The 12,113-nt window shown below is 59.9% G+C and carries 12 protein-coding genes and 1 pseudogene; 8 read left to right on the top strand and 5 right to left on the bottom strand.

From position 1 onward, the window contains the following. Nucleotides 1-29: 29 nt before the first annotated feature. Nucleotides 30-875, top strand: coding sequence for a xanthine dehydrogenase accessory protein XdhC (xdhC, locus tag HU764_RS06275; RefSeq protein WP_085272530.1), 846 nt, complete (start codon nt 30-32; stop codon nt 873-875). A 10-nt stretch (nt 876-885) separates the two neighbouring features. Beyond that, a complete protein-coding gene (gene guaD, locus HU764_RS06270) occupies nt 886-2,190 on the top strand; it encodes a guanine deaminase (protein ID WP_027592951.1) in 1,305 nt (434 codons plus the stop codon). Here the strand turns inward: guaD and aqpZ are convergent. Both aqpZ and HU764_RS06260 read right to left on the bottom strand, forming a co-directional pair. Further along, on the bottom strand, nt 2,187-2,885 hold the full coding sequence (gene aqpZ / locus HU764_RS06265; protein WP_027592952.1) for an aquaporin Z: 699 nt from the start codon (nt 2,883-2,885) through the stop codon (nt 2,187-2,189). The two genes, guaD and aqpZ, sit on opposite strands and share 4 nt — an antisense overlap. A gap of 236 nt (nt 2,886-3,121) precedes the next feature. Further along, nucleotides 3,122-3,877, bottom strand: a complete 756-nt coding sequence (locus tag HU764_RS06260; protein ID WP_027592953.1) for a GntR family transcriptional regulator — start codon at nt 3,875-3,877, stop codon at nt 3,122-3,124. Nucleotides 3,878-4,158: 281 nt separating this feature from the next. Here HU764_RS06260 and HU764_RS06255 point away from each other — a divergent pair, with 281 nt between their 5' ends. Next, entirely contained in the window at nt 4,159-5,508 is a 1,350-nt protein-coding gene (locus HU764_RS06255) for an NCS2 family permease (RefSeq protein ID WP_186704050.1), read from the top strand. Nucleotides 5,509-5,666: 158 nt separating this feature from the next. Continuing rightward, a complete protein-coding gene (locus HU764_RS27925) occupies nt 5,667-6,407 on the top strand; it encodes an RHS repeat-associated core domain-containing protein (protein WP_338109062.1) in 741 nt (246 codons plus the stop codon). A gap of 58 nt (nt 6,408-6,465) precedes the next feature. On the opposite strand, the pseudogene HU764_RS27575 reads toward HU764_RS27925, so the two are convergent. The 3 genes and pseudogenes from HU764_RS27575 to uraH all read right to left on the bottom strand — a co-directional run. Next, nucleotides 6,466-6,670: pseudogene (locus tag HU764_RS27575) on the bottom strand (IS5/IS1182 family transposase); the annotation flags it as partial. Between the two features lie 252 nt (nt 6,671-6,922). Continuing rightward, nucleotides 6,923-7,699, bottom strand: coding sequence for an RHS repeat-associated core domain-containing protein (locus tag HU764_RS06240; protein ID WP_186704048.1), 777 nt, complete (start codon nt 7,697-7,699; stop codon nt 6,923-6,925). Between the two features lie 182 nt (nt 7,700-7,881). Beyond that, on the bottom strand, nt 7,882-8,235 hold the full coding sequence (uraH, locus tag HU764_RS06235) for a hydroxyisourate hydrolase (RefSeq protein WP_186704047.1): 354 nt from the start codon (nt 8,233-8,235) through the stop codon (nt 7,882-7,884). Nucleotides 8,236-8,610: 375 nt separating this feature from the next. Between uraH and puuE the strand changes: the two genes are divergently transcribed. Genes puuE through HU764_RS06215 form a run of 4 tightly spaced genes read left to right on the top strand, consistent with a single transcriptional unit; the run spans nt 8,611 to nt 11,965 of the window. Next, nucleotides 8,611-9,537 (top strand): allantoinase PuuE, encoded by a 927-nt coding sequence (puuE, locus tag HU764_RS06230; RefSeq protein WP_027592956.1) that lies wholly within the window; start codon nt 8,611-8,613, stop codon nt 9,535-9,537. Further along, complete coding sequence (gene uraD / locus HU764_RS06225) at nt 9,537-10,052, top strand: 2-oxo-4-hydroxy-4-carboxy-5-ureidoimidazoline decarboxylase (RefSeq protein ID WP_027592957.1); 516 nt, start codon at nt 9,537-9,539, stop codon at nt 10,050-10,052. Before puuE ends, uraD begins: the two co-directional genes overlap by 1 nt. 49 nt (nt 10,053-10,101) lie before the next feature. Next, nucleotides 10,102-10,605: an ureidoglycolate lyase gene (locus HU764_RS06220; protein WP_027592958.1), complete on the top strand. Its 504-nt coding sequence runs from the start codon at nt 10,102-10,104 to the stop codon at nt 10,603-10,605. Nucleotides 10,606-10,648: 43 nt separating this feature from the next. After that, a complete protein-coding gene (locus HU764_RS06215) occupies nt 10,649-11,965 on the top strand; it encodes a urate hydroxylase PuuD (protein WP_027592959.1) in 1,317 nt (438 codons plus the stop codon). Nucleotides 11,966-12,113: the final 148 nt, after the last annotated feature.

Below are 12,113 nucleotides of genomic sequence, written 5' to 3'. Positions count from 1 at the left end.
CAATGTCAGCCTTCAAGAGAGGTTGAATCATGCACCAATGGATCAACGCCCTCGCCGACCACCAGTCCCGTGGCGAACCCTGCGTACTGGTCACCATCATCGAGGAACGCGGCTCTACCCCGCGCAACGCCGGCTCGAAAATGGTCGTCAGTGCCACCGCGCTGTTCGACACCATCGGCGGCGGCCACCTGGAATACAAGGCCCTGCACATCGCCCGGCAGATGCTCGAAGCACAACGCACCACCCCGCACCTGGAGCGCTTCAGCCTCGGTGCCAGCCTCGGCCAGTGCTGCGGCGGCGTCACCGTGCTGCTGTTCGAACCGATGGCCGCGGTGCAGGCGCAGATCGCGGTGTTCGGTGCGGGCCATGTCGGCCGTGCTCTGGTACCCTTGCTCGCCGCGCTGCCCTGCCGGGTGCGCTGGATCGATTCGCGCGAACAGGAATTCCCCGAGCTCATCCCCCCTGGGGTGACCAAAGTGGTCAACGAGGAGCCGGTCGATGAAGTGGCCGAGCTGCCAGCCGGTTGCTATTGCATCGTCATGACCCATAACCACCAGCTCGACCTAGAACTGACCGCCGCCATTCTCAAGCGCAACGATTTCACCTGGTTCGGCCTGATCGGCTCGAAGACCAAACGGGCCAAGTTCGAGCACCGCCTGCGCGAGCGCGGCTACGACGCTGCCGTCATGGCCCGCATGCGCTGCCCGATGGGCATTGCCGAGGTCAAGGGCAAGCTGCCGATCGAGATCGCCGTGTCCATCGCCGCGGAAATCATTGCCACCTACAACGCCTGCTTCGGCCAGCATGACGCTGCCGCCAACGCCGGCCCCATTGCCCAGTTGCTGCCGCCCTCCCGGCGCAGCCAAGCCATTTGACGAGCGCTTTATGACCGCAACCCGCAAAGCCTACCGTGCCGCCATCCTGCACAGCATCGCCGACCCGGCCGAGGTCGGCCTGGAGGCCTCCCATGAATACTACGAAGACGGCCTGCTGGTGGTCGACGATGGCCGCATCAGCGCCATCGGCCACGCCAGCGAGCTGCTGCCGACCCTGGATGCCGGTATCGACGTGGTGCATTACCAGGATGCCCTGATCACCCCGGGCTTCATCGATACCCATATTCACTTCCCACAGACCGGCATGATCGGCTCCTACGGCGAACAGCTGCTGGACTGGCTCAACACCTACACCTTCCCGTGCGAAAAACAGTTCGCCGACAAGGGCCACGCCGACCAGGTCGCGAAAATCTTCCTCAAGGAACTGCTGCGCAACGGCACCACCACGGCCCTGGTGTTCGGCAGCGTGCACCCGGAGTCGGTCAACGCCCTGTTCGAAGAAGCCGAACGGCTCGACCTGCGGATGATCGCCGGCAAGGTGATGATGGACCGCAATGCCCCTGATTACCTGACTGACACGGCCGAGTCTGGTTACACCGAAAGCAAGGCACTGATCGAGCGCTGGCACGGCAAGGGCCGCCTGCACTATGCAGTCACCCCGCGTTTCGCACCGACCAGCACCCCAGCGCAACTGACCCTGGCCGGCCAATTGCTCAAGGAGCACCCGGGCGTGTACCTGCACACGCACTTGTCGGAGAACCTCAAGGAGATCGACTGGGTCAAGTCGCTGTTCCCCGAGCAGAAAGGCTACCTGGACGTCTATGACCACTTCGAGCTGCTGGGTGAGCGCTCGGTGTTCGCCCACGGCGTGCACCTGTGCGACGACGAGTGCCAGCGCCTGGCCGAAACCGGCTCGGCCGTGGCCTTCTGCCCGACCTCCAACCTGTTCCTGGGCAGCGGTTTGTTCAACCTGCCCCAGGCCGAGCGCTTCAAGGTCAACGTTGGCCTGGGCACCGACGTGGGCGCCGGCACCAGCTTCTCGCTGCTCAACACACTGAACGAGGCGTACAAGGTCATGCAACTGCAGGGCGCACGCCTGCACCCGTACAAGTCGCTGTACCTGGCCACCCTCGGCGGCGCCCGCGCACTGCGCCTGGACGACCGCATTGGTAGCCTGCGCGCCGGCAACGATGCCGACTTCGTGGTGCTCGACTACAAGGCCACGCCGCTGTTGGACTACCGTATTCAGCAGTCCAACAGCATCGAAGAGACCTTGTTCGTGCTCACCACACTGGGCGATGACCGCACTGTGCGCGAAACCTACGCCGCTGGGCGTTGCGTGCACCAGCGCTAAGGCTCTTTCGCCAGGCCCCGGTACAACGCGCCGCCGATCGCTGCCCCGATCAGCGGCGCCAGCCAGAACAGCCACAGCTGCTGCAGGGCCCAACCACCGACGAACAGTGCCGGCCCCGTGCTACGCGCGGGGTTGACCGAGGTATTGGTCACCGGGATCGAGATCAGGTGGATCAGGGTCAGGGCCAGGCCGATGGCAATCGGCGCAAAGCCTGCCGGGGCGCGGGCATCGGTGGCCCCCATGATCACCACCAGGAACATCGCCGTCATCACCACCTCACTGACAAACCCCGCCCCCAGCGAATAGCCGCCGGGCGAATGATCGGCGTAGCCGTTCGACGCCAACCCCGACGACAGCTCGAAACCGGCCTTGCCACTGGCGATGAAATAGATCACCGCTGCCGCAAGGATGGCGCCGATCACCTGGGCGATAACGTAAGGCAGTAGCTCTTTGGCGGGGAAGCGCCCGCCCACCACCAGCCCGAACGACACGGCGGGGTTGAGATGACAGCCAGAGATGTGACCGATGGCGAACGCCATGGTCAGGACAGTGAGGCCGAACGCGAAGGCGACACCGAGAACGCCGATGCCGAGCGGGGAACTGGCTGCGATTACCGCACTGCCACAGCCACCGAGGACCAGCCAGAAGGTGCCGATCAGTTCGGCCCCCATGCGTGTACCGAGGGACATGCTCATGAACCCTTTCCTCAAGAAGTTGAACGCAACGAATGCGCAAGCCCAACTGCTTGATGAAGGTTTGCTCACAAGAATTTAGCAGACGTTTGGTTTATGGCCAGTAACGACCAGGGGCCGCTTCGCGCCCCATTCGCAGCACAAGGCTGCTCCTACAAAGGATCGCGTAACCCCTGTAGGAGCAGCCTTGTGCTGCGAATGGGGCGCGAAGCGGCCCCCTCGTTCATACAAGCAAACGATCAACCCTTGGCAGCAACCTTAGGCTTTTTCAACAGATGCGAAAACACCGCATGCAGATCGTCCGAGGCACTTTCTTCGTCCAGGTTCAGCTTGCTGTCGATGTGGTCCATGTGATGCATCATCAGGCTCACCGCCTGCTCGGCGTCACGCGCTTCGATGGCATCGATCAGCTGCATGTGCTCGTCGTACGAGCAATGCGAGCGGTTGCCGCTTTCGTACTGGGCAATGATCAGCGAGGTCTGCGACACCAGGCTGCGCTGGAAACTGACCAACGGCGCATTACCCGCCGCCTCGGCCAGCTTCAGGTGGAATTCGCCAGACAGGCGGATGCCCGCGCCGCGGTCACCACGGGAGAAGCTGTCACGCTCCTCACGCACCATCTGACGCAGCTCGTTGAGCTGTTCGAGGGTAGCGTGCTGTACGGCCAGTTCGGTGATGGCGCGTTCGACCATGCGCCGCGAGAAGAACACTTGGCGTGCCTCTTCCACCGTCGGGCTGGCCACCACCGCACCGCGGTTGGGCCGCAGCAGCACCACGCTTTCGTGGGCCAGGCGCGACAGGGCGCGACGGATGATGGTACGGCTGACACCAAAGATCTCGCCCAGCGCTTCCTCGCTCAACTTGGTGCCCGGCGCCAGACGCTGTTCGAGGATCGCCTCGAAAATATGCGCGTAGACGATGTCGTCCTGGGTACCGCTGCGCCCGGCCTTGCCAGCGCGCACAGGTTTTTTCAGAGGTTGCAGCTGTTCGTTCATGGGCTCTCGAGGCACGAAGGAAAGTATGGCGCCATTGTACACAGGCTGAGCCGTTTCTGCAGGTGGCCTTTTACCTATATAGCCGTTGTACTGCGCATTGCGCACACAAAAGATAAAACATTATTTGCTTTCTTTGTACACAAAAGCATAATCCACCGTGCAACTTCCTGACCCATAAGTCAACAAAACGGTCAGACGTCTGCCTTCCCTCGCGGAGCCGCCAAGTGCAAGCGCAGGACAATGGCTCCAAAACAACAAGAAAGACTTGAGGAGTACCCGCTGTGGAAAGCCGCAAATCCGAAGCCCCTACGCTGGATCTCGCCCCACCGCTCGAAACGAGCTGGCTGGAGCGGATTTTCAAACTCAAGCAACATGGCAGCACTGTCAAAACCGAAATGATCGCCGGGGTGACCACCTTTATCACCATGGCGTACATCATCTTCGTCAACCCCAACATCATGGCTGACGCCGGCATCGACCACGGCGCGGCGTTCGTCGCCACCTGCATCGCCGCCGCGCTGGGCTGCCTGCTGATGGGCCTGTACGCCAATTGGCCGGTGGGCCTGGCGCCCGGCATGGGCCTGAATGCGTTCTTCACCTACACCGTGGTCGGCACCATGGGCTACAACTGGGAAACGGCACTGGGCGCGGTGTTCGTCTCGGGTGTGCTGTTCATGTTCCTGACCTTGTCAAAAGTGCGCGAATGGCTGCTCAACAGCATCCCGGTGAGCCTGCGCCATGCAATGGGGGCCGGCGTCGGATTGTTTCTCGGGCTGATCGGCCTCAAGACTGCAGGCATCATCGTCGACAGCCCGGCCACGCTGATCAAGCTCGGTTCGCTGCATGAACCCGGCCCACTGCTGGCGGCGGTGTGCTTCCTGTCGATTGCCATCCTCAGTTACAAGCGGGTGTTCGGCGCGATCCTGATCAGCATCATCGGCGTCACCCTGGCCGGCTGGGGCCTGGGCCTGGTGAAATTTGGCGGGGTGATGTCGATGCCGCCGAGCCTGGCACCGACCTGGATGGCGATGGACGTGGCCGGCGTGTTCAACGTCAGCATGATCAGCGTGGTGCTGGCGTTCCTGTTCGTGCACATGTTCGACACCGCCGGCACCCTGATGGGCGTGGCGCAACGCGCCAACCTGGTGGCAGCGGATGGCCGCATCGAAAACCTGTCGCGGGCGTTGAAGGCCGACAGTGCTTCTAGCGTGTTCGGTGCCGTGGTCGGCGTACCGCCAGTGACCAGCTACGTGGAAAGTGCTGCGGGGGTTGCGGCGGGTGGGCGTACGGGCCTGACTGCCGTCGTGGTCGGCCTTCTGTTCGTCGCCGCGATGTTCTTCGCGCCGCTGGCGGGGATGATTCCTGCCTATGCCACTGCCGGTGCGTTGATCTATGTAGCGATGCTGATGATGGGCAGCATGGCCCACATCCACTGGGACGAAGCCACCGACAGCATTCCAGCGATCGTCACGGTGATCATGATGCCGCTGACCTTCTCGGTCGCGGACGGTATTGCCTTGGGGTTCATTACCTATGTGGCGCTGAAGGCGGGGACTGGCAAGTACAAGGAAATCTCGGCCAGCCTGTGGGTGCTGTGTGCGATTTTCATTGCCAAGTTTGTGTTCCTCTGACCTTCACAACACTGGCAAAGGGCGCCTCGGCGCCCTTCGTCATGTTCTTCAACACACATTAACCGCCCCACCCTGATATTTTTGCCAGGTGCGCGGAAAATTGATATTTGATACAAAGTTACAACTACACCGTTAGCGCAACCGCTGGAGACAGCTCAGTGCACAAACGTATCTATACCCCATTTGGCCAAAGCACGTCTGGTCAAAGCCTATTGGCCTTCAATGGCGAGTTTCAAGATGGGCTTACCGGCCTTTATCCACTGGGTAACGGCCATCGTATGTACAGCCCGATCCTGATGAGATTCTTTAGCCCCGACAAGTTTAGCCCTTTCGACAAAGGTGGGTTGAACAGCTATGCGTACTGCGAATCAGACCCGGTCAATCGTACAGACCCGAGCGGCAGAATCTCCCTACCGCTCAAAACCGCTATTGAACTGCTGGCAGGAGGAGGGATTGTCGGGGGAGCAATAAAGGGCCGTGACTTCATCAGTGAAGTCATCACGACCAGCAAGCGAGCACTCACTCGCGGACCGATACCGCCTGAAAATTTCCCGGAGCACCGATATAACCTCTGGAGAAACGCGAACAAGGCTGACAAACCTTTCAACAACGCGGTGAACCAGGTGAACGAAAATCTGGGATCACACGGTGATGGCGCACTTTCAGCAACACAAGCCGCTTACTACACAGAAGGAACGTGGTCAGAGGACAGCAACACCACCCTGCATTTACATAGCACCGTCGGCTGGGCGCTGCAACTTGCGCAGACCGGAGATCCGGCAGCGGCGACCGGGTTCTTGTTCAATGCCAGCGCTACATTGATTTCAGGAGCTCTGGATCACATAGCCAACAAATCGGGAGCGATTTTCAGGGTTCCAGTCGGCGACGTACGGCAATAAAAAAGCCTGCCAGTTGTGAGAGCAGGCCGAAGGACCATAGAAGATTCTTCTAGTCTCTTTACGAAAAGAGATGTCGCAAACACCGCATGGAACTATCCAGCGGGACCATAGCAGCAAAGATTTCGCGAGTTTGTCGACGCGTATCACGATCCGGCGGTTTTCTTTTAGCCAGCCTTTGCGCTCATCGAGCACAGCGGAATGACCGGTTACATTCGATATTGGTCGAAGTAGCGGCATAGCGCTTCGGCATTGTAGCCCCTGTTATAGCCATGGACCAAAGCGACCCGGCATTTCTCGCCAGGCAGCAACCGAGCATTGCACCCGAGCATGCCATCGAACTTCAACCGGTCATTCAGGCGCCCCCGGCCACGGCTTTCGCTGAAGAGATCAGCAAACACAGCCCAAGCATCATCCGAGAGTTCGTAACGCGTTGCCATCGCAGAATTCCTCTCCGTAGATGGCTGGAAACTCCACAAAAATTCAGCCCCCGAGGGGCACTGATTGGTTTCTCGGGATTACGTGGAGAACCCAGTACGTATGAGTGTTACGTCGACTCCGAGCTTATTCAGATGTTCCTTCACGAGGTTCAGGCTTTCTAAATCAGGCTGAAAGTGGCCAGAATGATTATTAATAGATATATTACCCTCTTTGTCTCTAATGATATAACCGGCGCTGATAGCTTTCTCGCCAAGACCTTTTGTGCCGTAACCCAGCCCTGAATATTCTCCGAGACTGGCATGACTCGGCATAGTTCCGCCTACCGGACCGCTGAAAACCACGACTTTTCGCTCAGTCGTGAATACGAACTTGTGTGCTTTTGACGGATTGAGCTGGGAGAAGCTGGCTTTGCTCTCCATCTCGCGATAGGTGATGTAGCTTGCCTTTACTGCTAGCTTCGCGTACGACATCTCATCGCCAAGAAGCCAGTGCTGAAGATTCGTGAACATCCCGTCCCGAACAGAAAACTTAAGATAGCTGGCTGCCAGAGTCGCTAAACGATCAGCCCCCTGAACTGCGGTCTTAAATAAAGCCGTTTTCCCACTGGGATCCAGCCCATTGACAGGGTCGTTCAGGCAGTAAGTATAAGCGTTGATGCCGCCTTTGAGGAAAGGGCTTAAGGCATCTGGGCTGATAAATCGCATCATGCGAGGGTTGTATATCCGGTGCCCATTTCCCAGTGCATAGCACTCCAGCGCAGCATGAAAAAACTGACCATTGAAGCCTAATGCTCCGGCCGTCGCCGTTTTGTCGCTTCGGTAACCATAGGGCGAATACGCATTTCTTGTGTCCATCAGACCACATCCTCAAGTGCGACGGAAAACCCGATCATCCCTAACGCACCTGCAAGAATCTACTGACAAAAATATCAGTCGCGCGGTTGATTCCACCTGAGAAATTAAATACACCAGACGAAAAAAAGCCCGCCAGTGTGAGAGCGGGCCAAAGGACCTACGAAGATTCTTCTAGCGACCAACTAGCTTCCGCGATAGGTCGAATAGCTGTACGGCGAGATCAGCAGCGGCACGTGGTAATGCTCCTGTTTCTCGTCGATGCCAAAGCGCAGCACGACAACATCCAAAAACGCCTGGGCCGGCAGTTGCACACCGCGAGCGCGGTAGTAATCGCCAGCGCTGAACTGCAACTGGTAAACGCCCGTGCGGTAATCGTCACCCTCCAGCAACGGCGCATCAACACGGCCATCGCTGTTGGTCAGGGCGGTGTTCACCAGCTCCAGCTGTTGGCCTTCGACACGGTACAACTCGACCTTGATCGAGCTGCCCGGGCAGCCATGCGCGGCATCCAGTACGTGTGTGGTCAAACGTCCCATTGCTTGTCGCCTCTTGTTCAATCTGTGGGCAAAAAATACACGGCCATCATCACGCCAACCGGCCTGCGATGTGCGGGAATGACGTTATTAAGACATTCCATCGCCAAATTGTACACAATTTTTTGAACCCATCCGTCGCGGCCCAGGCAAACCCGCCAACAGTCGCAAATACAGGCACCGTGCCGAGGGCAACGTCATTAGCTGACCAATCAGGCAGGTTTATTGCAAGGGATTCTCAGGCGACAAAAGGGAAGAAATGCGGAAAAACAGGCTTACAAAAGATTTCAGAAGTTGTATACAATCAGCCCATCCGGTGGTGCGACATACCGACGCGGCCCGCCCACCCCGCACTAACACACAAGAAGGAAGACTGCAGTGAGCGCTGACTATCCTCGCGACCTGATCGGTTACGGCAACAACCCACCTCACCCGCAATGGCCGGGCAACGCCCGCATTGCCCTGTCTTTCGTCCTCAATTACGAAGAAGGTGGCGAGCGCAACATCCTGCACGGTGACAAAGAGTCCGAAGCCTTCCTGTCCGAGATGGTCGCCGCCCAGCCGTTGCAGGGCCAACGCAACATGAGCATGGAGTCGCTGTACGAGTATGGCAGCCGTGCTGGCGTGTGGCGCCTGCTCAAGCTGTTCAAGGACAGCGGCGTTCCGCTGACCGTGTTCGCCGTGGCCATGGCCGCCCAGCGCCACCCGGATGTGATCCGCGCCATGGTCGAAGCCGGCCACGAGATCTGCAGCCACGGCTACCGCTGGATCGACTACCAGAACATGGACGAGGCCCAAGAGCGCGAGCACATGCTCGAAGCCATCCGCATCCTCACCGAACTGACCGGCGAGCGCCCTGTGGGCTGGTACACCGGCCGCACCGGCCCGAATACCCGCCGCCTGGTGATGGAGGAAGGTGGTTTCCTCTATGACAGCGACACCTACGACGACGACCTGCCCTACTGGGAGCCGAACAACCCCACCGGCAAGCCGCACCTGGTGATCCCCTACACCCTGGACACCAACGACATGCGCTTCACCCAGGTACAAGGCTTCAACTGCGGCGAGCAGTTCTTCCAGTACCTCAAGGACGCCTTCGATGTGCTGTACGCCGAAGGCGCCGAAGCGCCGAAGATGCTCTCCATCGGCCTGCACTGCCGGCTGGTCGGCCGCCCGGCGCGCCTGGCCGCGCTCAAGCGCTTCGTCGACTACGCCAAGAGCCATGACCAGGTCTGGTTCGCCCGTCGCGCGGACATCGCCCGCCACTGGCACACCACCCACCCGTACAAGAAAGAGAACGCCTGATGACCGCTTTCAAGACCCTCACGCCATCGACCCTGGGCCGCGACGCCTTCGTCGCCGCCTTTGCCGACATCTACGAGCACTCGCCGTGGGTCGCTGAAAAAGCCTATGGCCTGGGCAACCTGAGCGAGCTGGACGAGATCGAAGTGCTGCACCAGCGCATGAGCGACATCCTGCTCAGCGCCAACCACGCCGACCAGCTGGCGCTGATCAACGCTCACCCGGACCTGGCCGGCAAAGCCGCCATCCAGGGCGAGCTGACCGAATCGAGCACCAACGAGCAGGCCGGCGCCGGTATCCACCAGTGCACCGCCGAAGAGTTCGCCCGTTTCACCGAACTCAACGACGCCTACAAGGCCAAGTTCCAGTTCCCCTTCATCATGGCCGTGAAGGGCAGCAACCGGCACCAGATTCTCGCCGCTTTCGAGAAACGCATCCACAACGACGCGGATGCCGAATTCAAGGAAGCCCTGGCGCAGATCAACCTGATCGCCCTGTTCCGTCTGCTGCAGCTGTAAGCAACAGCCGAACCTCATTCAGAAAACGAACAATAGAAGAGATAACCGCATGCGCACCCTGATGATCGAGCCCCTGACCAAAGAAGCCTTCGCCCCCTTCGGTGACGTGATCGAAACCGATGGCAGCGACCACTTCATGATCAACAACGGCTCGACCATGCGCTTTCACAAGCTCGCCACGGTCGAAACCGCCGAGCCTGAAGACAAAGCGATCATCAGCATCTTCCGCGCCGACGCGCTGGACATGCCGCTGACCGTACGCATGCTGGAACGCCATCCGCTGGGCAGCCAGGCTTTCATCCCGCTGCTCGGCAACCCCTTTCTGATCGTGGTCGCGCCCGTTGGCGATGCACCTGTATCAGGCTTGGTCCGCGCCTTCCGCAGTAACGGCAGGCAGGGCATCAATTACCATCGCGGCGTTTGGCACCACCCGGTGCTTACGATCGAAAAGCGGGATGATTTCCTGGTGGTTGATCGCAGTGGTTCTGGCAACAACTGCGATGAGCATTACTTCACCGAGGAACAGATGCTGATCCTCAATCCCCACCAATAAGAAAAGGTCGATCATCGTAAGGTGATCGGCAGAGGTACATACTGTGGAAGCACACCTTCACGAATGGCTGAACCTGAGCATTCGCTGGGTTCACATGATCACCGGTGTCGCCTGGATCGGTGCATCGTTCTACTTCGTCTGGCTGGAAAACAACCTGAACCGGAGCAATCCGCGTGACGGGCTGTCGGGTGACCTTTGGGCCATCCACGGCGGTGGTATCTACCACCTTGAAAAGTACAAGCTGGCACCCCCGAAAATGCCCGAGAACCTGCACTGGTTCAAATGGGAAGCCTACTTCACCTGGATGTCCGGTATCGCCTTGCTGTGCGTGGTGTTCTACTGGAACCCGACCCTGTACCTGCTGGCCCCTGGCAGCACCCTGAGCGGTGCCGAGGGCGTGGCCATTGGTATCGGTTCGCTGGTGGCCGGTTGGTTCATCTACGACCTGCTCTGCGACTCGCCGCTGGGCAAGCGCCCGGCATTGCTGGGTGGCGTGCTGTTCGTGCTGATCATCGCTGCGTGCTGGGGCTTCAGCCTGGTATTCAGCGGCCGTGGCGCATACCTGCACACCGGCGCGATCATCGGCACCATCATGGTCGGCAACGTGTTCCGCATCATCATGCCGGCCCAGCGCCAGCTGGTGGCAGCGATCGAGAACAACACCACGCCTGACCCACGCCTGCCGGCCAAAGGCCTGCTGCGTTCGCGTCACAACAACTACTTCACCCTGCCGGTGCTGTTCATCATGATCAGCAACCACTTCCCGAGCACCTACGGTAGCCAGTACAACTGGCTGATCCTGGCCGGCATTGCAGTGGCGGCGGTATTGATCCGTCACTACTTCAACACCCGTCATGACAGCAGCAAGTACGCCTGGACCCTGCCCGTCGGCGCCCTGGCGATGATCTGCCTGGCCTACGTCACCGGCCCCAAGCCGATGGCCGTCAGCCCAGAGCAAGCAGCCGCGAAGATCGAGTACCAGCCGCTGCCCGCCACCGCCGTCGGCGGCAAGACGGCTGCCGAGCTGCGCGCCGAGGAGGCCAGCAAGCCCGCCGAAGCCCCTGCGGCACCGGCGCCAGCCACTGCCCAGGCAAGCGGCGACAGCTTCGACAAGATCCACAATGTCATCCAGGAACGCTGCACCGTGTGCCACTCGTCCAAGCCGACCAGCCCACTGTTCAGCGCCGCCCCTGCCGGCGTGATGTTCGACACCCCGCAGCAGATCCAGGCCCAAGCCGCGCGCATCCAGGCGCAAGCGGTCGCCAGCCAGATCATGCCGCTGGGCAACATCACCCAGATGACCACCGAAGAGCGCAAGCTCGTCGGTGACTGGATCGCCAAAGGCGCCCCGGTCAACTGACCCATCGGGCACACACCGCTCCCGGTGGGAGCGGGTTTACCCGCGAAGAGGCCGGCCTGTCCGGCCTCTGTTTCAAGGCAATACGCAACTAGCAAGCATCGAGCGCCCAGGCCTGCAGCCTGGCGCTTGGATCCGAGAATAAAAACAA

The organism is Pseudomonas kermanshahensis (assembly GCF_014269205.2).
In the GTDB taxonomy this organism is placed as follows: domain Bacteria; phylum Pseudomonadota; class Gammaproteobacteria; order Pseudomonadales; family Pseudomonadaceae; genus Aquipseudomonas; species Aquipseudomonas kermanshahensis.
The sequence above is the reverse complement of the archived record's forward strand: the minus strand, read 5'-3'. Positions and strand labels throughout refer to the sequence as shown.